The organism is Geobacillus vulcani PSS1, assembly GCF_000733845.1.
GTDB lineage: Bacteria > Bacillota > Bacilli > Bacillales > Anoxybacillaceae > Geobacillus > Geobacillus vulcani.
Genome location: NZ_JPOI01000001.1, coordinates 1,825,783 through 1,848,031 on the forward strand (window position 1 = coordinate 1,825,783; position 22,249 = coordinate 1,848,031).

24 protein-coding genes are annotated in these 22,249 nt (G+C 54.7%); 21 read left to right on the forward strand and 3 right to left on the reverse strand.

Annotation, left to right across the window (positions count from 1 at the left end):
• Positions 1 to 47: 47 nt before the first annotated feature.
• Genes N685_RS0109805 through N685_RS0109815 form a run of 3 tightly spaced genes read right to left on the reverse strand, consistent with a single transcriptional unit; the run spans position 48 to position 2,979 of the window.
• Positions 48 to 1,754, reverse strand: a complete 1,707-nt coding sequence (locus N685_RS0109805; protein ID WP_031407924.1) for a hypothetical protein — start codon at positions 1,752 to 1,754, stop codon at positions 48 to 50.
• Positions 1,755 to 1,796: 42 nt separating this feature from the next.
• The gene (locus tag N685_RS0109810; RefSeq protein ID WP_031407926.1) at positions 1,797 to 2,375 is read right to left on the reverse strand and encodes a PilW family protein; all 579 of its coding nucleotides are present in this window, start codon (positions 2,373 to 2,375) and stop codon (positions 1,797 to 1,799) included.
• The gene (locus tag N685_RS0109815) at positions 2,359 to 2,979 is read right to left on the reverse strand and encodes a type IV pilus modification PilV family protein (protein WP_031407928.1); all 621 of its coding nucleotides are present in this window, start codon (positions 2,977 to 2,979) and stop codon (positions 2,359 to 2,361) included. The genes N685_RS0109810 and N685_RS0109815 overlap by 17 nt, the downstream gene beginning before the upstream one ends.
• A 143-nt stretch (positions 2,980 to 3,122) precedes the next feature.
• Between N685_RS0109815 and N685_RS0109820 the strand changes: the two genes are divergently transcribed.
• The 21 genes from N685_RS0109820 (at position 3,123) to minD (ending at position 21,999) form a co-directional block, all read left to right on the forward strand.
• Positions 3,123 to 4,742: a putative sodium/potassium/calcium exchanger gene (locus tag N685_RS0109820; protein ID WP_031407930.1), complete on the forward strand. Its 1,620-nt coding sequence runs from the start codon at positions 3,123 to 3,125 to the stop codon at positions 4,740 to 4,742.
• Positions 4,732 to 5,511: a PRC-barrel domain-containing protein gene (locus N685_RS0109825; RefSeq protein ID WP_031407931.1), complete on the forward strand. Its 780-nt coding sequence runs from the start codon at positions 4,732 to 4,734 to the stop codon at positions 5,509 to 5,511. The genes N685_RS0109820 and N685_RS0109825 overlap by 11 nt, the downstream gene beginning before the upstream one ends.
• A gap of 17 nt (positions 5,512 to 5,528) precedes the next feature.
• Entirely contained in the window at positions 5,529 to 6,899 is a 1,371-nt protein-coding gene (locus N685_RS0109830; RefSeq protein WP_031407933.1) for a VanW family protein, read from the forward strand.
• A complete protein-coding gene (locus tag N685_RS0109835; RefSeq protein ID WP_031407935.1) occupies positions 6,896 to 8,560 on the forward strand; it encodes a GspE/PulE family protein in 1,665 nt (554 codons plus the stop codon). Before N685_RS0109830 ends, N685_RS0109835 begins: the two co-directional genes overlap by 4 nt.
• A 12-nt stretch (positions 8,561 to 8,572) precedes the next feature.
• Complete coding sequence (locus N685_RS0109840; RefSeq protein WP_031407937.1) at positions 8,573 to 9,628, forward strand: type IV pilus twitching motility protein PilT; 1,056 nt, start codon at positions 8,573 to 8,575, stop codon at positions 9,626 to 9,628.
• Positions 9,615 to 10,826 carry a type II secretion system F family protein gene (locus tag N685_RS0109845; RefSeq protein WP_031407939.1) on the forward strand — a complete coding sequence of 404 codons (1,212 nt, stop codon included), beginning with the start codon at positions 9,615 to 9,617 and terminating at the stop codon, positions 10,824 to 10,826. Before N685_RS0109840 ends, N685_RS0109845 begins: the two co-directional genes overlap by 14 nt.
• A gap of 85 nt (positions 10,827 to 10,911) precedes the next feature.
• The gene (locus N685_RS0109850; RefSeq protein WP_031407941.1) at positions 10,912 to 11,379 is read left to right on the forward strand and encodes a prepilin-type N-terminal cleavage/methylation domain-containing protein; all 468 of its coding nucleotides are present in this window, start codon (positions 10,912 to 10,914) and stop codon (positions 11,377 to 11,379) included.
• Between the two features lie 21 nt (positions 11,380 to 11,400).
• A complete protein-coding gene (locus N685_RS0109855; RefSeq protein ID WP_031407942.1) occupies positions 11,401 to 12,147 on the forward strand; it encodes a prepilin peptidase in 747 nt (248 codons plus the stop codon).
• 21 nt (positions 12,148 to 12,168) lie between these two features.
• Positions 12,169 to 13,107 (forward strand): type IV pilus biogenesis protein PilM, encoded by a 939-nt coding sequence (gene pilM, locus N685_RS0109860; protein ID WP_031407944.1) that lies wholly within the window; start codon positions 12,169 to 12,171, stop codon positions 13,105 to 13,107.
• Positions 13,097 to 13,672 (forward strand): PilN domain-containing protein, encoded by a 576-nt coding sequence (locus tag N685_RS0109865; protein ID WP_031407945.1) that lies wholly within the window; start codon positions 13,097 to 13,099, stop codon positions 13,670 to 13,672. The genes pilM and N685_RS0109865 overlap by 11 nt, the downstream gene beginning before the upstream one ends.
• Positions 13,669 to 14,388: a pilus assembly protein PilO gene (locus N685_RS0109870; protein WP_031407947.1), complete on the forward strand. Its 720-nt coding sequence runs from the start codon at positions 13,669 to 13,671 to the stop codon at positions 14,386 to 14,388. The genes N685_RS0109865 and N685_RS0109870 overlap by 4 nt, the downstream gene beginning before the upstream one ends.
• 21 nt (positions 14,389 to 14,409) lie before the next feature.
• A complete protein-coding gene (locus N685_RS0109875; RefSeq protein ID WP_031407949.1) occupies positions 14,410 to 14,871 on the forward strand; it encodes a prepilin-type N-terminal cleavage/methylation domain-containing protein in 462 nt (153 codons plus the stop codon).
• A gap of 96 nt (positions 14,872 to 14,967) precedes the next feature.
• Complete coding sequence (locus N685_RS0109880; protein ID WP_237746892.1) at positions 14,968 to 16,092, forward strand: stage II sporulation protein D; 1,125 nt, start codon at positions 14,968 to 14,970, stop codon at positions 16,090 to 16,092.
• Positions 16,093 to 16,165: 73 nt separating this feature from the next.
• The gene (locus N685_RS19560) at positions 16,166 to 16,306 is read left to right on the forward strand and encodes a ribbon-helix-helix domain-containing protein (RefSeq protein ID WP_156961386.1); all 141 of its coding nucleotides are present in this window, start codon (positions 16,166 to 16,168) and stop codon (positions 16,304 to 16,306) included.
• 181 nt (positions 16,307 to 16,487) lie between these two features.
• Positions 16,488 to 17,063 carry a Maf family protein gene (locus N685_RS0109890; protein ID WP_031407953.1) on the forward strand — a complete coding sequence of 192 codons (576 nt, stop codon included), beginning with the start codon at positions 16,488 to 16,490 and terminating at the stop codon, positions 17,061 to 17,063.
• A 136-nt stretch (positions 17,064 to 17,199) separates the two neighbouring features.
• Positions 17,200 to 17,880: a RadC family protein gene (gene radC, locus N685_RS0109895; RefSeq protein ID WP_031407955.1), complete on the forward strand. Its 681-nt coding sequence runs from the start codon at positions 17,200 to 17,202 to the stop codon at positions 17,878 to 17,880.
• A 156-nt stretch (positions 17,881 to 18,036) separates the two neighbouring features.
• On the forward strand, positions 18,037 to 19,059 hold the full coding sequence (locus N685_RS0109900) for a rod shape-determining protein (protein WP_031407957.1): 1,023 nt from the start codon (positions 18,037 to 18,039) through the stop codon (positions 19,057 to 19,059).
• Between the two features lie 19 nt (positions 19,060 to 19,078).
• The gene (gene mreC / locus N685_RS0109905; protein ID WP_031407960.1) at positions 19,079 to 19,945 is read left to right on the forward strand and encodes a rod shape-determining protein MreC; all 867 of its coding nucleotides are present in this window, start codon (positions 19,079 to 19,081) and stop codon (positions 19,943 to 19,945) included.
• On the forward strand, positions 19,942 to 20,460 hold the full coding sequence (mreD, locus tag N685_RS0109910; RefSeq protein ID WP_031407961.1) for a rod shape-determining protein MreD: 519 nt from the start codon (positions 19,942 to 19,944) through the stop codon (positions 20,458 to 20,460). Before mreC ends, mreD begins: the two co-directional genes overlap by 4 nt.
• Positions 20,461 to 20,500: 40 nt before the next feature.
• The gene (gene minC, locus N685_RS0109915; RefSeq protein ID WP_031407964.1) at positions 20,501 to 21,193 is read left to right on the forward strand and encodes a septum site-determining protein MinC; all 693 of its coding nucleotides are present in this window, start codon (positions 20,501 to 20,503) and stop codon (positions 21,191 to 21,193) included.
• A gap of 2 nt (positions 21,194 to 21,195) precedes the next feature.
• Entirely contained in the window at positions 21,196 to 21,999 is an 804-nt protein-coding gene (minD, locus tag N685_RS0109920) for a septum site-determining protein MinD (protein WP_011232089.1), read from the forward strand.
• Positions 22,000 to 22,249 lie beyond the last annotated feature (250 nt).

Genomic DNA, 22,249 nt, shown 5'->3' on the forward strand with positions numbered 1-22,249 from the left:
TGTCCAAGGGATCGAGAGCATGAGAGAGGGAATTTAGCCGTCTTCGTTCACTCAACTTCAAGCCGGTCGGCGACGAGTGAGATTTGATTGACAAATGGCAATCCTGTTCCTTGTTCGACTAACACCCGTGGATTGTATTTGACGATCAGACGGGATTGTCGCATGTCAGAGCTTGGAATGAAGTTCCACGGCTCACCGTCTTTCGGCTCGATCCGGCCGCGAAAGGCGTTGATGACGAGCCCGTTGATGTCTGTATCCGGAGCAGCCGCTCCGTTCCCGCGGGCGAACAACCCGCCTTCAATGTACAAATACGACCCGACAGCATAAATCGTCGCGCTGCTGTCTGTATAAAAATACCCTTTTAAGTTCGGAATTTCACTTGAGTCTTGAAATTCATTGATGCGGGCGATATCGAGCGTGCCTTTGGACAACAACACGAGCCCTTTTCCATCTACTCCGTCGATATGGCTGTTGTAAATGGTCGTCTTGCCAGTGACGTAAATGCTCGCGTTCAACGCCAAGTTTCCAGTGAGCGTCAAATCACCGAACACGATCAAATTGCCGCGGACAGCCGCTGTTGATTTTGTCGGTCCTTCAATGCGGAGATTGCCATTGACAATGAGCCATTGGTTTTGGCCATTTTGTTGCACGTCAATGCCGCGATAAAGGGTGATCTCCTTCCCTTCTGCGTCCAACCAAAGCGGCTTGTCTTTGGGCATCTGATTGATAGATTGTTCATACGGCGTTTCGTCGTCTGTCACGACCCGAGCCAATTTCCCTTCTTGCTCAAGCTCCCGCGCTACATCGAGCGGCGGCTGGTGATCGTTTTCAATGCGCTCGATATACGCTTGTTGGGTTTCAGGCGACAACGGCGAGAGATCGGCCGCTTGAAGCAATTTATCTTTCACGGTGCGCTCGAAATCAGTATCGATGAAATCGTCCGTCTCTTGTTGAATGAGGGGGCCGCCATCGTCCGGCCATCCTGGGAAGAAAAGGCCTTCTTCCATTTGGAAAGTTCGGCCGCCAGTCTTCCAACAACTGCTCGTTTGCGTGCATGAAAACAGCAGCTTGTCATGAATGTGCCAAATCGAATCGTTCATTGATGCAGGCAGTCCGCCATCGATAGGAGCGATCGTTAACTCGCCGCTTTTTTTCACGTAGTTTGCCGCGTTGCTGATGTAAGCGTTTTGTCCGGCGTATACGTTCCCTTGCTCCACGTAGACGCCGCCGTTTAAGATGACGGTTTCTTTTGATCCGAGCGCGTATTTGAGAAAACTGGGCGTATTCGTTAAAAAGACGAGCCGTTTGACTTTCCGCTCGCGATGGCCGTCCGTAAACGGTTTGGACAAATTGAGCGCGCGGAGGAACACTTTGTTCGTCGGAATGTTGTACAAGCGATAGGACACGTCTTCCACCTCCACGCCGTAGCGCGCTTTCAGCTTGCCGGCGATCGTCTCCGGGCTGGGGGTGTCCTCGTTAATACCGAGAAATGCATCCCATTGACTAGGGGTGAAAATGTCATGGTGAACAAAAAAATCATCGTCTGAAAGCTCAGCTTTAAGCTCAGCAATTGCTTCATTAAGGGCTGTTTTGGCTTCGTGAAACGATTCGATGTTCTCGACGCGCACCGTGGTAAATCGCGCTTGCTGGACGGCGACTGTAAAAATCGTCAAGCCGAGCAAAAAAAAGAGGGTGATCATGAGCATCGTTGTCACCAAACTGTAGCCAGCGGCGTTCAAGCGCAGTCGGTTCATCGCAGCCCCTCCTTTCGCAGACAAAGTTTCGGAATGCAATATTTAAAAACCAAATTCCGTTGTCAATGTAAACGGCGGCACATACAGCCAACCACTCGGATCGGCGTGTCGACGGTCGGAGACAATGAGACGGATTGTCATGACGCCGCTGCGGCAAAGGTTGCCTTCTTTTCGTGCGCAACGGAATGAAAACGATGAAGAGTCGCTCAGCAAAAAGCGGGAAGAGGTGATCGTTTCGCCATTGATCGCGAGCGCGCCGTCTTGGATGGACAGCGTCATCCGCTCGATGCTTTCCGGCTTTTTCTCTTCACGGGAGACAAGCCCGGTGTCCGCATCGGCTTTGAATTCTTCGTTTTTCACAAAGGTGACGGCCGTTAACGGCTTGTTCTCCTCTTGACTTTCCATTCCATCCGGAGAGAGCATGTACAGCTCGTTCATTATTCGGGCCATGGCGTAGTCCGCTTCGCTGCGCAAGTCGTTTTCGATGCCGATGCGTTCGTAGGCGCGAATGCCGGTTAAAAACACGGTGTAGATAGCGCCGATGATGAGCAAAGAAATGGAAACGGCGGCCAACAGCTCGATCATCGTCATGCCGGCTTCGCTTCTAGCGGATCGTTTCATCGGTGATCACCCCTTCGACCCACGCTGTTTCGTTCGCTCGTTCGCCCCAACGGACGGTGGTGTATAATTTGGTCATGTAGCCGCCGGCGTTTGATTCGGCTGCTTTTTCCGTTTCAGCACGGATGCGCGCCTGCAGCGGCGCAGGCAAGGAAGCGAATTCCGACGATGAAGTGAATGCATCCCATGCCTCCTTGTCGTATCGGACAAGGTAAACGGAAGCTTCGTAGCGGACATCGTTGATTTTCGGGATGAACTGCGCTTCGCATACCGTATGCAGTTGGCCAGATTCACCGGCAAAAAACAGCGCCGCCAACGATTCGTTGCCGCAGTCGTCTTTGGTTAGCTCAAGAAACGGTGTTTGATGGTCTTCCATATACTCTTTTAGCCGGGAGAAATCTGTGTTTTTTTCAAAATAGACAGCGACGCCGCGGGCGACGTTGACGGCCACCGTCCGCCCTTGGTTGTAAGACGTATGCATCATCGCATTCGTGAAAAAGTAAAACAAACCGATTGCGACGCCCGATAAAAGAGTGATGGCCAGCAACGTTTCGATCAACGTAAATCCTGCTTGACGACTAGGAAGAGGAAAATTGCTTCCCGCCATTTGTCATAACCTTCTTTCAAAATATGTAACTTTATTATACAATATTTTCGAGTCGAACCATGTAGAATTTTAGGATAAGAGAACGAGCAATGGCATATTTGGCGCGTTATTGCCAATGATACGCCGGGAAGGAACGGGTAGGCATGTGGAAAGAGGCGGTTGTTTACGTTATTGCATTCATAGTAGCGCTGTTGGCTGTTTGGCTGTTGCCGCTTGGCTTCAGCCGGGCCGGGGGCGCGGCGGTTGTGGCGGCTGCTTTTTTGGCTGCGGGGCTGGCGCAGTTGGCTGAATCGGTGATTCCTTTGTGGCAGATCATCCTGCTCGTTGGAGGGTTGCTGTTGGCGGGATCGTATTTGCTTGATCGTTGGTTCGGCCCGCTTCTTTACCGATCGGTGGAAACGGAGGAAGCTGGCGAGCGGAGAACGGGAGGATGGAAAGGGAGTGGTGACCAGACGGCGGCCGGCGATAGGGATAGGACGATGGTCCAGAATGCAACGGAGAATCTAGTCGATTCAGCCTGGACGGCAGCTTTTGGACAAAATGACGCCTCTAGGGGATTTCAAGGTGCTGACTCGAGTGGGGAAGCGTTGCGATCGCACGTACAGGAAACCGGTAACACCGTTTCAGGAGCGTCGCTTGCAGAGTCGGAAGCAACTTCGGGGGAGACGGAGCGGGCGCCGAAATCCAGCGAGGGGCGCCGGGAAGAACAGACTGCTTTCTTGCTTCGATCGATGGATGGCATAGAGGAAGCCGCTTCCGATCCCAGAGCGGATCAAACGAAGTTGGAGGAGCTGCTTTCGGTGGATTCGGCCGATGCGGAGCAAAAAATGCGCTCCGTGGACCGAGACGATGCCGAGCGAGAGGGGTTTTTCCCGTTGGATTCGGATCGTGCGGAGCTGGAGAAGTTGTCCGCCTTGGATTTGAATGGAGCAGAGCCGGCCGCCATGACGGGTGACGGTGGCGGGCCGAATGTCGAGCCAACGCGCCGCCTGCGCGATTGGCTTGATGAGCTGCCGGTCTCGATGACGCCAGACATCGAAGCGGCGGTGATGCAGACGGGAGCGGCCGACGACGGCCGCGGCCTGTTGCAGGTGCTTGATTTCAGCCATGAAGAAGAGGAGGCGCAACTTTCCGCGTTCATGTCTTCTAGCTCGGCGGGCGTTTTTGCTGTAGAAAACAGACTGCCTTCCGGCCAGGCAATGCCGCGTGAAGGGGCGTTTTTGGAAGAAGCAATGCCAGGTATTGTTGACCGTTCGCTGTCGGGAACGGACGAGGCTGCTGAACCGCCCTGTCAGGAGGAGGCGATGAAAGCAGGGTCTGACAGGCAGGAAGGGCATCGAGCGGAGCATGGCTGGTCGGAAGGCGAACAATCAACCGAACGCCGCGAGCCGGAAGAAGATGGGCAAACGGAAAGCCGGCGGGAGAAAGAGAGCGAACGGGCAACACGAATGATTGGTCCGGAAGTCGTGCAAGCGGTCGCTCTTGAATTGCGCTTCAACCGCCATCGGTTGGGCGCCGCCGATTACGAGCGCTGCCTCCGCCGATGTTTGGACGCTCCGCTTTCTGACCGCGACTATTACGTATTGGCCCGTTTGTTAATGGAACATTATGCAGTAGAACAACAGTACGCCAAGCTCGCAGCATGGCTTGAGGAGCTCGCTGACCGTTTTCACGCCTATCCGGTTGTGTCCGAAGAGTTGGCGCTTTGGCGGCAGTTTGCCGCAACACTAGCAAACAGTTGGGGTGAAAAGGATGAAAGCTAGCGCGCAAATCATTGGACTGCCGATCATCAGCATTGCTGACGGTGCACAAATCGGCACGGTGAAAAGTTTGGTGATCAACCCGGACAAAGGATCGATCGATTTTTTGACCGTGGAACAAGACGATGTGCAACTCAGTTTAAAGGCCATTCCGTTTAAAAAAGTCGTCGGCATCGGCGAGTTTGCCGTGACGGTGGAGCAAGGGCACGATGTAATTGACCTCTCAGAAATTCCGATCGCCAATCAGCTCGTCAATAAGCAAATCCGCATTAAAAATACGAAAGCCATCACGCGCAAAGGGCAGCTGCTCGGCGAGGTCCGCGAGTTTTTCGTCGATGAAGAGTCGGGGGATATTGTCGGCATCGCTCTTCAGCTCGAGAAGGGGGAAGCGGTGCTGCCGGCCTCGGAAGTGTTGACGTACGGCAAAGATATTTTGGTCGTCAATGACGGAGCGAACGAATCGCTTCTTGATGACCCAGCGCAGTTGTTGAAGGCAGAAAGCATCGAGCCAACCGGCGGCATGGCGGAAGAGGACGTTTCCGCGCAAATAGAGGCGATGGCCGAAAGTGCGGAAAATGTTGAAGCGCTGCAGTCGCTGAGGGAAAAACAAGTTGCGTTGTTGGCTGGAAAGCGGCTGACAAAAGACATTTATGATACAGACGGCCGCCTGCTGTTTAAGGCGGGCGCTCTGCTTGGTGAAGAGGATGTGCGCAGGGCGCAAGAGGCGGGGCCAAGCGTCATCGTCGATGTCTCGATGAATGTGGAGGCGTAATGTAAGGAGGGTCGGCGGTGAAAAAGGCTGCCGCGTGGAAATTGTTTGTTGTCATGGCTGTTTGCACCGTCTATTTTATCGCTTTTTCGCATCTGGGCACCCTCGCCTATGATGCGTTAGTCCCGGATGACGGCCGCCTTGGCCCGGGCACGGCCGTCGGTCCGGTGTCACTCTCCGGCATGACGCCGGAAACAGCCCGACAGGCGGTTGCCGAGCGAGTAAACGAGTGGCGGGCGACCGCTTCCATTTCTTTGCAGTACCAAGAGAAGCGCATTGACCTGCCGGCGGATGCGTTTGCGTTTCGTCTTGCCGAGAGCACGAAGCGGTTTGTCGACGGGAGGCGCACGCCGCTGTTTGTGATCGCTGATTTAGAAAAGTGCCTCCAAGCGGCGGCGGCCATTGTTCCTCCAGCGGCGTTATCGGCGCTTGACATCAAGAAGCTTGGGGCGGATTTAGAGGGACAGGCGGCTCAGCTGCAAAAGCCATCATCTCCGATCGACCTGGCTCGTTACATATCATTGGCAAACGGTCGACAGCCAGTCGTCAGCGAAGCGGCCGCATCGTTGCCTGACTCTTCGGCCGTCCGCTGGCTGTCTGGAGAGCGGCGCGCGGTGATCAAGGCGAAACAGTTGTTTTCGTTTGGCGACTATATGAAAAGGGTGAAGGCCGATTTGTCCGATGAGGCGGCTGATGCGATCGCTTCAGCGGTGTACCGGGCGGTGCTGGCGACCAATTTCACTGTCGTGGAGCGCTATACAAGCCGTATGTTGCCGGATGGAGTGGCTCCCGGCTTTGAGGCGGCCATTAGCGGCGGCCGCGATTTGGAATGGTTCAACCCCAACACGACCGACTACACGCTTCTTCTCCGGCATGATGGGCGAAAAGTGCATGTTGCCATTCTTGGCTTGCCGTTTGCCTATCAATATATCATCCGCCTGGGCGAGGCGGAGTCCATCGAACCGCGTGTCATCGTCCGCTATGACGCGCGCTTGGCGCCGGGCGAGAAGAGGACGGAACAAATCGGGCGGCCGGGGCTGGTTGTGACGGTGGAGCGCGAAGTGCGCGACGGCGCTCGGCTCGTGCGCAAAGAAACGGTGAGCGAAGATTTTTATCCGCCAACGTATACGATTCACGTGCGCGGCCTGGAAGTGCCGGAAAGCAATGTTGGGCAAAGCGGCGACAGAGAAGGCGGAACGATGGAGCCGTCGAATGGGGTGACGGAAAACAATGGAGCGGCGAATCAACCGGATTCGACTGCGGAAAACAGCGGCAGGAATATAGAGAGCGGGACCACGTCAAAGAAAGGCGATGAGGCAGAAAACGGGGAATCGGTCTCTGCCGTTGGCAGTGAAGAGAAGACGGATGCGGGCGGAGGGAAGGAAAAATGAGCAAAAAGCACGAACGGAAACGGCTTGGTGATTTGCTTGTCGAAGCGGGGTTGATCACCGAAAGCCAGCTGGCCGAGGCGCTGCGCGAGAAGGCGCCCGGACAAAAGCTCGGCGACGCCTTGCTGCAGCGCGGCTACATCACGGAACAGCAGTTGATTGAAGCGCTCGAGTTTCAGCTCGGCATTCCGCACGTCAGTTTGTACCGCTACCCGATCGATCCAAAAGCGACAAACCTTGTGCCGAAAGAGTTTGCCCGCCGCCATATGGTCATGCCGCTCAAGGTGGAAGGCGATCGGCTGCTCGTTGCCATGGCCGATCCAATGGACTTTTTCGCCATCGACGATTTACGCCTGTCGACCGGGTTTCAAATTGAAACGGCGATTGCTTCAAAAGACGATATTTTGCGGGCGATCAATAAATATTACGACATCGACGAAGCGTTTGAGGATTTTTTGCAAACGCCGCCCCCTGAGGTGCGCGTCGACGAGCGGGCTGCTGAGGACGATTCTCCCATCGTTCGCTTGGTGAACCAAATTTTGCAGCTCGCTGTTGAACAGCGGGCGAGCGACATTCATATCGATCCACAGGAGACGAAAGTGCTCATCCGCTATCGGATCGACGGTTTGCTTCGCACCGAACGAGCGCTGCCGAAACATATGCAAAGCATGTTGACGGCGAGAATTAAAATTTTGGCCCATATGGACATCACTGAACACCGCGTGCCGCAAGATGGGCGGATCAAAATGGACATCGATTTTCATCCGGTCGATTTGCGCGTTTCCACGCTGCCGACCGTATACGGCGAGAAAATCGTCATGCGCGTTCTCGACTTGGGTGCAGCTTTAAATGATATTCATAAACTTGGCTTCAATCCGGTTAATTTCGATCGGTTCATTCGCTTGATCGAGCGGCCGAACGGCATCGTCTTGATCACCGGACCGACCGGTTCGGGGAAATCGTCGACGCTCTATGCGGCGCTCAACCATTTAAACAGCGAGCATGTGAACATTATTACGATTGAAGATCCAGTCGAATATCAGATCGAAGGCGTCAACCAAATTCAAGTCAACCCGAATGTCGGCTTGACGTTCGCCCAAGGGCTCCGCTCGATTTTGCGTCAAGACCCGAACATCATCATGGTTGGGGAGATTCGCGACCGCGAGACGGCGGAAGTGGCGATTCGCGCTTCGCTTACGGGCCATTTAGTGTTGAGCACGCTCCATACGAACGATGCATTAAGCACGATTACCCGCCTGATCGATATGGGAATTGAGCCGTTTTTAGTGGCCACATCGCTTGCCGGCGTTGTCTCGCAGCGGCTTGTGCGCCGCGTCTGCCGCGACTGCCAAGAGGTGTATGAGCCGACGAAGCGGGAGCGGGACATTTTCGCCCGCCGCGGCATCGACGTCCGCCAACTCGTCCGTGGCCGCGGCTGTCCGACGTGCAACATGACCGGTTACCGCGGACGGCTGGCGATTCACGAGCTGCTTGTCGTCACCGAGGAGATGCGGCGCGTCATTTTAAACAATGAACCGTTTTCGAAATTGCGCGAGCTTGCTATGCAAAACAAAATGATTTTTTTGCTGGATGACGGGCTGTTGAAAGTGAAGCAAGGGTTGACCACGCTTGAAGAAGTGCTGAAAGTGGCCATTTTGCATTGATGGGTGAGACGGATGAAGGAAAAGCTTGAGGCGTTATTGCGCGCGGCCTTTGAATGTCGCGCTTCCGACGTGCATTTGACCGTCGGCGCGCCGCCGATTTTTCGTGTGAACGGGGAGTTGAGAGCCTACGGCCATGAACGCCTGCGCCCGGAGGAAACGGAGCAAATGGCGAAAGCCGTCATTCCGGCGTCGCTTTGGCAGCAGTTTCAGGAAACCGGAGAGCTTGATTTTTCGTATGGCATTGCCGGCGTTTCCCGCTTTCGCTTAAACGTGTTTAAACAGCGGTCATGCGTGTCGCTCGCCGTGCGCCTCATCCCGGTGCGCATTCCGACGCTGGAGGAGCTTGGCCTGCCGAATGTGTTAAAGCGCATTGCCGAAAAGCCGCACGGACTCGTGCTTGTCACCGGACCGACCGGCAGCGGCAAATCGACGACATTGGCGGCGATGATCGACTATATGAACAAAACGATGTCGAAACATATCATCACGCTCGAAGATCCGATCGAGTATTTGCATAGACACGGGAAGTCGATCATCGACCAACGCGAGGTGGGATTCGACACCGGCAGTTTTGCCGCCGGGTTGCGCGCTGCGCTTCGTCAAGATCCAGACGTCATTTTAGTCGGGGAAATGCGCGATTTGGAAACGATCCAAACGGCGATCACCGCCGCGGAAACGGGCCATTTAGTGCTAGGCACGCTTCATACGGCGAGCGCGCCGGCGGCGATTGAGCGGATGATTGACGTCTTCCCGCCGGCCCAGCAGGCGCAAATCCGGCTGCAGCTCGCTTCCGTGCTGGTGGCCATCATCGCTCAGCGCTTGTTTCCAAACAGCCGCAAAAGCGGGCGGACAGCCGCGCTGGAAATTTTAATCAACAATGCGGCCGTCGCCAACTTAATCCGCAACGAAAAAGAGCATCAAATCATCAACATTATGCAAACGAGCCGCAGCATCGGCATGCAGACGATGGAAATGAGCGTTAAGGAGCTTGCAGCTGATGGACGCATCGATCCGTTGGCGGCTGAAGTGTATTTGGCAGGGGAGCGTGGGGACGATGGCGCAGTTTAAGTACGAGGGGCGCGATCGGAGCGGACGAAAAAAAGTTGGAGTGATCGTTGCCGTTTCACGGAGCGAGGCGGCGGCAAAGCTTCGGGAAAAAGGAATTCGCCCGCTGGAACTCGCCGAAGTGCCGCCGTCGATATGGAATAAAGAAATTTCGTTCGGCCGCGCTGTCAAACTGCAGCACTTTGTCATCTTTTTGCGCCAGTTCGCGACGCTTGTGCGCGCCGGGGTGACGATCGTCGATTCGATCCGCATTTTGGCGGAGCAAACGGAAAGCAAGCTGCTCGCTAAGACGCTTCTTGACATCGAACAGTCATTGCGCAACGGGAACCCGCTCTCGGCGGCAACGGCGAATCATCCGCGCATCTTTCCGCCGCTGTTTGTCAACATGGTGCGCGCCGGTGAAGCGAGCGGGACGCTTGACGAGACGCTTGACCGCTTGGCCGATCATTTTGAAAAAATGCATCGGACGCGGCAAAAAATCGCCTCGGCGCTCGCCTATCCGATTGCCGTTGCCATTATTGCCACCGCGGTCGTCATTTTTTTGCTTGTCGCCGTTGTGCCAACGTTTGTCGAGATGTTCGCCGAGTTCCACGCCGAACTGCCGGCGATTACGAAGCTTGTGCTCAAGGCGAGCAGTGTGATGGAGCGGTATTGGTGGGCCGTCGTCCTGCTTTTTGCCGGCGTGTACGCATCGTTTGTGGCCCTTCGGCGGCAAAAGACAACGAAGTACTATTTGGATTATGTCGCCTTGCGGATGCCGATGTTTGGCACGCTCGTGCAAAAAGCGGCGCTCGCCCGCCTGACACGGACGCTCAGCTCGCTTGTTGCAAGCTCGGTGCCGATTTTAGAGGCGCTTTCCATCGCTGGGCGCGTCGTTGAAAATGAAGTGATCGCATCTGTGCTTGCTCAAGCGCGGACCTCCCTCGAGCGCGGGCAATCGCTCTCGGAGCCGCTCCGCCGCCATTGGGCGTTTCCGCCGCTTGTTGCGCAAATGATCACGATCGGCGAACAGACCGGTGCGCTTGACGCCATGCTCGGCAAAGTCGCCGATTTTTACGAGGCGGAAGTCGATGCGGCCACCGACCGGTTGAAATCGCTCATCGAACCGCTCATGATCGTGCTTCTCGCCGGCGTCGTCGGGACGATCGTCACTTCGATCATCGTGCCGATGTATGATATTTTCAATCATATTCAACAATAAAATAAGAATATATTCCTATTTCTCTTCCTTTGTTGTAGAATAATAGGGAAAACATGCTAAAAATGAAAGAAAGGGAGAGAGAACCATGTTCAAACGGGTGTTGAAAAGCGAGCGCGGCTTGACGCTCATCGAACTGCTCGCCGTCATCGTCATTTTAGGGATTATCGCGGCGATTGCCATTCCGGCGATCGGGGGATTGATTGACAATTCGAAAAAAGATGCGCATGTAGCCAATGCACAGCAAATGATCAATGCCACGAAAATTGCGGTGACAGCGGATAAAAGTCTTATACCTGCCAGCGGAAGCACCAGAGAAGTTCAACTGCAGCAGCTAGAGAATGATGGATACTTGGAAACAGTAAAAGACCCAGATGGAGTAGGTTATGACAAAACCGGCTCATATGTAATCGTTAGCAATAACAATAATAAGTTGTCTTATAGTGTTAAATTGATTAATAGTAAACGAGGCGTCCAGACTAGCGATGGAGGAGCCGTTACCGAGGACAATTTAGGTCGTAACCAAGTTAGAAACAATCCAGCCCAACAATCTTAAATATTTCCCCAGTGAGGACAAATGGTTGTAAGTTATTTATTTATTCTTTCCCTCCTCCTCGCCTCCTTTTTCAACGTCGTCGGGCTGCGGGTGCCGGCCGGGAAGTCGATCGTCCGGCCGCGGTCGCATTGTCCGGCATGCGGACGAACGCTATCGGCGAGGGAGCTCATTCCGGTTGTGTCGTATGTCGTGCAGCGCGGGCGGTGCAAAGGGTGCGGGGGGAGCATTTCTCCTCTTTACCCGGCGATGGAATTGGCCACCGCTGCCTTGTTTACGGCCGCGCCGATGTGGGTCGGCTGGGGCGGGCGGTTGATCGTGGCGTGGACGTTGATCAGCCTGTTGGCGATCATCGTCGTGTCTGATCTCCGCTACATGCTCATTCCCGACCGGGTGCTTCTCGTGTTTGCCGGTTTGTTTTTGGTTGAACGGCTTGTGATCCCGTTTTTGCCGTGGGACGATATGCTTCTTGGCGCGGCGGTCGGCTTTTTCCTTTTGTGGCTGATCGCCGTGCTGTCCAACGGCGGGATGGGCGGCGGCGATGTGAAGCTGTTTGCCGTGCTTGGATTCGTGCACGGCTGGAAAATGGTGTTGCTCGCGTTTTTCTTGGCGACGTTGTATGGAACGGTGATCGGGCTTGTCGGCATGGCGCTCGGCCGTGTGCGGCGCGGCAAGCCGATGCCGTTTGCGCCGGCGATCGCACTCGGGGCGTTGACCGCGTTTTTCTTCGGAGAAGCGATCGTGCGCGCGTATATTTCACTCATTGTGTAAAGACGGCAGAAAGGAAGCGGAATGAAGATGGCGTTATGGCGGCGAAAGGCGAAACAGGCGAACATCGTCATCAAAGATCATGTCCTCCGCTATGTGGAAGCAAAGCCGGGGCAGCCGCCCGAGGCAAGGCGATGGGGCGAGCGAGCCTTGCCGCCCGGCATCATTCGCGATGGAAAAATCGCCGATCGGGAAACGTTGGCAATGATTTTGGACGAATGTGTTGACGAATGGAAACTTGACGGGCGGCGTGTCCGCTTTGTCGTCCCCGATCCGTTTGTGATGATCCGCCATTTGCCGCTCCCCGCTCATTTGCTGGACGAGGACATCCGCGGCTATTTGTTTATGGAGCTTGGTGAATCGATTCCGCTTCCGTTCGCCGATCCGGTGTTTGACTACGTCGTGGCCGAGAGAACAAACGAGGCGCTGAACGTGCTGTTGTTTGCCGCGCCGGAAGAGGCGGTGGCCGAATATGCGGCGCTCTTGGAAGAAGCCGGCCTGCGCCCGGTGGCGGCCGATGTGTCCCCGCTTTGCGCCTATCGCCCGTTTTTTGTTGCCGGACAAGCCGCGGTGGACGACCACATTTTGCTTGTCCAATTTGACGAATCGGCTGTCAATTTGAGCGTCTTCCACCGCCATTTGCCGCAGTTTATGCGCCATGTGCCGCTTGAGGCGCCCGGGGAGCCAACGGCGGCGATCGTCGACCCGTTTATTGACGTGTATAAAGAAATCGAGCGGATGATGAGCTTTTATTCGTTTTCCCTCCAGCAAGGAAAACAGCAAATTACGCGCCTCTTCCTCACCGGCGACCATCCGCGGCTTGACGATGTGTTTGCCGTTATGTCAGAGCGGCTTGATGTGCCGCTGGAGCGGCTTTCTCGCTCGCTTGATCCGTTGCCCGACCGTTATCATCTCGCCTGGGGATTGGCGTTGAAAGAAGGAATGGCTGACCATGATCGTTGACATCAACTTGCTGCCGCGCAAAGAGCCGCGCCGGGCGGCGGGCGCCGTGCTGGCGGCCTTCGCCGTTTTTCTTCTGCTGCTTGGCGCTGGGGGAGGCTATTGGCTGATGGAGCGTGCCAATCAACGGCTTGCGGCGCTTGAAGGGGAGCTTCGGCAGGTGCGCGCCGAGCAGGCGGCGATGGAGGCGAAGGGAAAAACGACGGAGCAGCAGCAAGCTGAGCAAGAGCTTGCTAAAGCGGTCGAATGGGCGAACCGTTATCCGCTCAAAACGGTGCCGCTGTTGCGCGCGTTGGCCAAACAACTGCCGGAGCGTGGCTTTATCATGAACTTTTCCTATGCCGGTCAAAAGACGGTGACGATGACAGTGCAGTTTGATGCGGCGGAAGAAGCGGCCTATTATTTAGAGCGGCTTGAGAAAGTTCATTTGGTCAAAGCCGTCAAATTGACCGGCATCTCAGCCAGCGGCGAAAGCGGCAGGGCAGAGGGGGAAGCGATCGTGCCGCGGTATATCGCCCAATATGAGTTGGAACTTCAGCCGACAGGAAAAGAGGGGGGCAACGAATGATGGGCCGTTTTGGCAAATGGCCGCTCGTGTTGACCGGGGTGTTTCTTCTTGCCGCCCTTTTGTTTGTCGTTTTCTATGTTCTTGTGCTCATGCCGCGCTACGAACAAATGGAGCGCCTCGAGGCGGTCGTACAAAGCGAGAAAAACGTATTGGCTGCAATGAAAAAGCAGGCGGCGGGGAATCGAGAAGAAACGGCAGAAAGCCTGGCGGCTTTGCAGAGGAAAGTGCCGGTGCGCCCGTTCACCGACCAACTGTTGCTGGCGTTTCAAAAAGCGGAATATATTTCTGACAGCCGGCTATTGAGCGTCAGTTTCGCTGAAGGGCAAGGAACCGGGGAATTTTCTTCGCCAGGAAACGTGAATGGGGGGGAAAGCAAGGCGTCCGGAGACAAGGCGTTGATTCCTCCAAGCGGCATCCAGTCCATCACCGCCCAGCTGACGGTGCAATCGCCTTCCTATTACCAGCTCGAACGGTTTTTAGAAGTGCTTGAGCACTCCGAGCGCATTTTGGCGGTGGAAGGATTGACGTTTACCGGCCCGCTGGAGTTGACGTCCACCGCTGTCGACGTGCAACCGCTCGCCTATTCCATCAATGTCCGCGCCTTTTACGCGCCGCAGCTTGAGAAATGGAAGCAACTCATTCCCATCCGCGATGTCCCTCCGCCAAGCGGCAAAGACAATCCGCTTGTGGAAGTGGCGCCGTCTTCGGGCCGGTAGCGGGGATGGTGGAAGGCCGATATGCTCATTCGCATGAAGCGGGGGATGACGCTGATCGAATTGTTGGCCGTGCTGGCCATCGTCGGCATTGTGGCGGCGATCGTTGCCGTTGCCGTGCTGACGGTGATGGAAAGGGCGCGCGAACGGGTGTTTGTGTCTGATGCGTACGGTTTGTATGAGGCGGCGCGGCTGTACGTCGGCGCGGAAAAGGTCGAGTTTTTGCCCGCTCGCTCCTCTGCTGTGCTGTCTTACCGGGAGCTGGTAGAACATGATCTGCTTGAACCGATCAAAGACCCGTTCACCGGCCGTATGCTGGCGCCAGAGGCGAATCCGTCGTACGTGTTGGTGATGAAGCGCGACGACGGCGGAATCGATTACGCCGTTTGCTTGAAAGGCGAGACAAAGCAGCTTTGCACCTATGAGGGGCGTGAGCAGCCGATTCCTGTCGAAGCGCTGGGGGCCGAGGCGATTCGCAGCCGTTGATGTCGGAAAATGAAGAACAGAAGCAGGGACAAGACGACAAATGTCTTGTTCTTTTTTTTTTTCGTTTATGGTAAGATAGGCGAAAGGAATCGAAGCATGAAGAAGGACGGTGGCAAAATGGACAAGCAGCGCATGCACATTACGGTGAATATCAATGGCAAGCCCCGCCCATTTACCGTGGAGCGTTCATTGGAAGAACGGCCGTCCGAGGAGTCGGGTGGGCCCCGGATGGACGATCGTCTTCAGAAAGAGCGACAGGCGAACGGGATGGGCGAAGGGGAATCGCGGACGAACGCGTTCCAAGAACGACAGCCATTCATGGATGAACGGTCAGCCGATTTCTCTTTCGTAGAGGACGATCAGGTTAGGGGATATATAGAAGCCAGGGGTCGGGAAGAAGCCGCCGCCGTTGAGGCAGATGAACGGATCATTTCCGCTTCCGAGGCGATCCAACAAAAGAAAAGCGGCAAGCGGCGGCTATGGCGGCTGCCGGCTCAAGCCAAGTCGCTGCTCGCCGCCGCGTTGGTCGCCGCGTTGGTTGGCATGGCGTTGGGCATGACGGTGCTGCGCATCATTCCGAAGGAAAAAGCCGCTTTGTCACCGGCATCTGAAGCGATGACAGAACTGGCGGAACCGGAAACGGCGGGTGGGAAAAGCGCGCTGGCCGCGCCGTTTTCCATTGCGGTCATTCAAGCGGGCGTCTATTCGAATGCGGCGGCGGCCAAGCAGGCGTCCGAATCGATCAAAACAGCAGGTGTGCCGGTCGTTGTCGCGGGTCAAAAACCGGCAGCGCTCTATATCGCCGTCGGCGCGGATAAGGAAACGTTGCGGGCGGTCAACGACAAATATCGCGAAGCGGTGTCGAGCACGTACGTCAAGGAGCTGGTGTTTTCTGCGGATGCAAAAGCGCGCCGTTTAGAGGTTGTCCAAAAGGGAGAGGCTCTGTACAAACAGATGGCGTCAGTCTCCGCTGCCTTGCTTAGCGGCCGGAATGTCGGCGAGGATGATTGGCGGACGTTGCAAACCGCGTATGATGCATTCGAAAAAAGCAAAATGGATGACGGCAAAACAGCGGGAGACTATATCGAAGCGCTGAAGCAGGCATATGTCGCCCTTGCCGCATACAAAGAGCAACGGGATGAAGCGCTGTTGGCCAAAGCCCAGCAACAGCTGCTCGAGGCGCTCGCCGCTTATATCCAATGGGTGCCGCTAGGGAGCTAGAGGCCCCGTTTTTTTATATCTATATTTGGTTGTACCGTAAAAATACCGTCCAATCTAATAGGAGGTGATCCTCATGAAAGAAGAAAAAGAACGTGTAGAAATTCGTATGCCTAAGATGATAGTAGAAAAATTGGAACAATATCAGAAGAAAAATGGGATTCCCACTCGAACAGCTGCCATCTTAGAGCTGTTGAGAAAAGGAACCTTTGGCTAAAGCCAACCGACATTCATCTCCCATCGGCTCGCTGGGCTGTCGCCCTTCACGCTCCTTGAGGGGAGACTTCTTTACGGAATTACGTTCAATTGCACCTGGACAGAAAATTGCCTTTCACTGCAAAATTTGCTACGATACAAGTGAATCTTCCGAACCGAAACGAGCGAAAGGAGAATGAGCGATGCCTCCACGGTTCGTGCTTGCATCCCGCTCCCCTAGACGAAGGCAGATCCTCGAGCTGGCCGGCTGGCCGTTTGATGTGCAGGAAAGCCATGCCGATGAGACGATTCCCCCCGGAACGCCCCCCGGTGAAGCGGTTCAACTTCTTGCCCGCCGGAAAGTGGAGGCGGTGATGTCCTCTTTTCCCGACGCGTATGTTCTTGGCGCTGATACGATCGTTGTGTGCGATGGCCGCTTGTTAGGGAAGCCGCGCACGGAAGAAGAAGCATTCGCCATGCTGCGTCAGTTGTCCGGGCGGACGCATGACGTATGGACCGGTGTCGCCATCGCACTCCCTCAAGGGTCCATCACCTCGTTTGCTGAAAAAACTGCGGTGACGTTTTGGGAGCTGGGCGACGAGGAAATCGCCGCCTATATTGCGACCGGGGAGCCGATGGACAAGGCGGGGGCGTATGGCATCCAAGGCCGCGCTGCTCTGTTTGTCAAACGAATCGAAGGCGACTATTTGACGGTTGTCGGCCTGCCGCTGTCGCGGACGGTGAGGGAATTGCGCCGGCTCGGGTGGCCGCCGGCATAGACCAAAGCAGAGGCGGCCGCCGTATGGAATTTTCTGAAAAGAAAACGCCCTCGCAAACGGATTCTGTTCGCGTACCGAGGGGCGGTTTAAGCCTTTCCATCTTTCGATAAAGCAAAACAAAACAAGGAGGAGTATGATGGCTTGGATGATCCGCGATGTGCCGAAAGACAGCCGACCGCGGGAACGGCTGTTGTCGTCGGGGCCGGAAAGTTTATCCGACCATGAGTTGATTGCCATTTTGCTCCGAACCGGCACGAAAAAGGAATCGGTCGTGCAGCTCGCCCAGCGCCTTCTTCGCCACTTTGAGGGGCTGAGACCGCTCAAAGATGCAACGATCGAAGAAATGACCAACATCAAAGGGATTGGGCCGACGAAAGCGGTGCAAATTTTGGCAGCGTTGGAGCTCGGCCGACGCATCCACCAGTCCGGCTGTGCCGACCGCTATGTGATCCGTTGCCCGGAAGACGGAGCGAAATACGTGATGGAAGATATGCGCTTTTTATCGCAAGAACATTTTGTCGCTATTTATTTAAATACGAAAAATCAAGTCATCCACCGCAAAACAGTGTTCATCGGCAGTTTAAACGCCTCGATTGTCCATCCGCGCGAAGTGTTTAAAGAGGCGATCAAACGTTCCGCCGCCTCCGTCATTTGCGTGCATAACCACCCTTCTGGCGATCCGACCCCAAGCCGCGAAGACATCGATGTGACGAAACGGCTCGCGGAATGCGGCCGCATCATCGGCATCGAGCTGCTTGATCACCTCATCATCGGCGATCAAAAATTCGTCAGTTTGAAAGAAAAAGGCTATGTCTGACGGTTCTCATTTTTTGTCGAATCAGTTATAATATCAACTATGAGTTTTTCCGAATCCGTTCGGGCGGTGTTGTACAATTTATAAATGACTGACATCGGGTCCATGTTGTCAATAGAAAATCATATGCATTTCGTTTCGGAAAGGAAGATGGATCATATGTTTGGAATTGGAACGAAAGATCTCGGGATTGATTTAGGAACAGCGAACACGCTCGTTTATGTAAAAGGAAAGGGCATTGTGCTGCGCGAGCCGTCGGTTGTCGCCATTCAGCGCGACACGAAACAAATCGTCGCCGTCGGCAATGAGGCGAAAAACATGATCGGGCGCACGCCGGGCAACATCGTGGCCCTTCGCCCGATGAAAGACGGCGTCATCGCCGATTATGAAACGACGGCGACGATGATGAAATATTTCATTCGCAAGGCGGTCAAAACGAAAGGGCTGTTTGCCAGCAAGCCGTATGTGATGGTATGTGTGCCGTACGGCATCACGGCGGTGGAGGAGCGCGCGGTCATCGATGCGACGCGCCAGGCCGGTGCGCGCGACGCCTACACGATTGAAGAGCCGTTTGCGGCTGCGATCGGCGCTAATTTGCCGGTGTGGGAGCCGACCGGGAGCATGGTCGTCGACATCGGCGGCGGCACGACTGAAGTGGCCGTGATTTCGCTCGGCGGCATCGTCACCAGCCAGTCGATCCGCATTGCCGGCGATGAAATGGATGAGGCGATCATTCAATACATCCGAAAAACGTACAATTTGATGATCGGGGAACGGACGGCGGAGGCGATTAAAGTTGAGATCGGCTCAGCCGGAAATCCGGAAGGAATCGGAAACATGGAAATTCGCGGGCGCGACTTGCTCACGGGGCTGCCGAAAACGATCGAGATCAGCGCCGAAGAAGTGGCGGAAGCGTTGCGTGATACCGTTTATGCGATCGTCGAGTCGGTGAAAAACACGCTCGAAAAAACGCCACCGGAGCTGGCGGCGGACATTATGGACCGCGGCATCGTGCTGACAGGCGGCGGCGCTTTGTTGCGCAATTTGGACAAGGTCATCAGCCAAGAGACGGACATGCCTGTCATCGTTGCGGAAAACCCGCTTGATTGCGTGGCCATCGGCACCGGGAAGGCGCTCGACCACATCGACTTGTTTAAAAACAAAGCGAGAGACCATCGCTGACGGTAAGAAGGTGTGACGCATGCCACAGCTTTTTGGGAATAAGCGTCTCATTTTTTTGCTCGTCAGCATCGTCATCCTTGTCATGTTGATCGGCTTTTCCCTGCGCAACCGCGAAGAGTTGACGTGGCCGGAGCAGTTTGTCAAAGATACGGTCGGTTTTGTTCAGCTTCTGTTTGGGAAGCCCGCACAGGAAATCGCGGGCTTCTTTGAAAATGTGAACGATCTTCGCCGCACATATAAGGAAAATGAGCTGCTGAAGGCAAGACTTGAGGAATATGCGGCGCTTGAGACCGAAGTCGAGGCGCTGCGGCAAGAAAACGCACGGCTGCGTGCGTTGCTCGATAAAAAAGAGAGCTTGCGTGATTTTGTTTCGATTCAGGCGACGGTGATCGGGCGGAACCCGGATCGTTGGCGGGAAACGATCATCATCAACAAAGGCGAGCAACAAGGCGTGAAAAAAGATATGGCCGTCATCACCCCAGCGGGGCTTGTCGGCAAGGTGCAACATGCTTCCCAATTTACGTCCACTGTGCAGCTGTTAAGCGCGCTTGACCAAAACAACCGCATTTCCGCTTATGTCCAAGGGAAGGAAAATGTGTTTGGGCTGATTGAAGGCTACGATGAGAAGCGGCGCGAGTTGCTGCTTGGCGAAATTCCGATTGACGCGAAAGTGGAAAAAAAGCAAAAAGTGTTGACGTCTGGCCTTGGCGGCGTGTTTCCGAAAGGGCTGCCGATCGGAGAGGTGACGGAAGTCAAGCCGGATCAATACGGCTTGACAAAAGTCGTCTATGTCAAGCCGTTTGCCAACTTGTATGACATTGACGATGTCATGATTGTGAAACGAACCATCGATGCAGCACTGCAGGAAAAGGAGGAGGCAAAGTGAACAAGTGGCGTCTTCCTTTCCTTGCGGTGTTATGTTTTGTGAGTGAGAGTCTTTTTGTTGATGTATGGCCGAAAGGCGACTTGTACATCCACTATTTTTTTGTTCCCCGGTTTTTTCTTGTTTTTCTCGTGCTCACAGCGATGCATTTCGGCGGGACGCGGGCGATGGCGTACGGGTTCATCTTCGGGTTTCTGTATGACTGCGTCTACACAGAGCTGCTCGGTGTTTATGCGTTTGCCTATACGCTTATTGCCTACTTGGCGGGCAAAGCGATGAAATGGTTCCACCAAAACTGGTTCGTTGCATCGCTCTTGTCGCTGCTTTCCATTGTGCTGCTTGACAGTTATGTCTACGGCATCCAGTTGTTGATCGGACGGACCGATTGGTCGTTTTCTGTTTTTTGGGAACGCCGTCTATGGCCGACGCTGCTTCTGAACGTTGCGTTTTTGCTCGTCTTTTCGTACCCGCTCGAACGGCGGTTGGCCAAAATTCGCCGGTTTGAGCAGGAAGAATAAAAGAGGAAAAACGGCCCGCTTTGTAGAATTATTCGTTGGGGTGAACGTTGTGGCGAAACAAAAGCAGCAGTACGTGACGATTAAAGGGACGAAAGATGGGCTGACGTTGCATCTCGACGACCGCTGCTCGTATGATGATTTATTGAAAGAAATTGAGGAGCGGCTTGTCAAACAAGCTGGCGTCGCGCCAGACAGCCCGCTTGTCTCCGTTCATCTGAAAATCGGGAACCGCTATTTGACGCCTGCCCAAGAGGAAGAGGTGCGTGCGCTCATCCGCCGTTCAAAAAATTTGGTCGTCGATTCGATCGAAAGCAATGTCATGTCGAAAGCAGAAGCGATAGAATGGATGAGAAAAACAGAAATTGTGCCCGTTTCGCGCATTGTCCGTTCAGGACAAGTGCTTCATGTCGAAGGAGATTTGCTGCTGATCGGCGACGTGAACCCTGGCGGAACGGTCATTGCCGGAGGCAACATTTTCATTCTCGGCGCCTTGCGCGGCATCGCCCATGCCGGGTATGCCGGCAATAAACAGGCGATCATCGCTGCATCGGTCATGAAACCGATGCAGTTGCGCATCGGCGACGTCATGAGCCGGGCGCCCGATTCGAAAACGGATGAAGGAAATGAAATGGAATGCGCCTATATTGATGAACATAACCAAATTGTTGTCGACCGCCTTCAGCTGCTTATGCATTTGCGGCCGAATTTGACGCGCTTAGAAAGGAGAATGTGACCGTGGGAGAAGCGATCGTCATCACTTCCGGAAAAGGCGGCGTCGGCAAAACGACGACGACCGCGAACCTTGGGACGGCCCTCGCCATTCTCGGGAAGCGGGTGTGCCTTGTCGACACCGACATCGGGCTGCGCAACCTCGATGTCGTGCTTGGGCTTGAGAATCGAATTATTTATGATTTGGTCGATGTCGTTGAAGGTCGTTGCACGGTGCAAAAAGCGCTTGTGAAAGACAAGCGGTTCGATAACCATTTGTATTTGCTGCCGGCCGCGCAAACGAGCGATAAGTCGGCGGTCAACCCCGCGCAAATGAAACAGCTCATTGAGGAGCTGAAGCAGGAATACGATTATGTGCTCATCGACTGTCCGGCCGGCATCGAACAGGGCTATCGCAACGCTGTCGCCGGCGCGGACGAAGCGATCGTCGTCACGACGCCGGAAGTGTCGGCGGTCCGCGACGCCGACCGCATCATCGGCTTGCTTGAGGCTGAGGAGCACGTCAAACCGCCGCGCCTTATCATCAACCGCATTCGCAGCCATATGGTGAAAAACGGCGATATGTTGGATGTCGACGAAATCATCTCGCATTTATCGATCGAGCTGCTCGGCATTATCGCTGACGATGAAAACGTGATCAAAGCGTCGAACCGCGGCGAGCCGATTGTGCTGGATCCAAACAGCAAAGCGTCGATCGCCTTCCGCAACATTGCCCGCCGCATCCTCGGCGAGTCGGTGCCGCTGCCGCCGCTTGAGGAAGAGGAGAAGGGGTTGTTTTCAAAGATTCGGAAAATATTTAGCTTGAAATAAAAAATGAAAGAAGAGGGTGTCCCAAAGCAATGGGGCACCTTTTCTCATTATGATCTATACCCATGAACCACCTTCTTGTCTCTCTCTGCAAGAAAGACGATCTTTTGGGTCCGCCCCTTTAGGATCGCCTATATTGGGGGCGAATTCCCTTTTATATGGTCTTTCTTGAAGGAAGAAGATCTTTTGAGTCAGGGCCTTTTGTCCTTTCTAACCGAGAAGCCCCCGCTTCTAATCGTGAGCATAGGTGGGA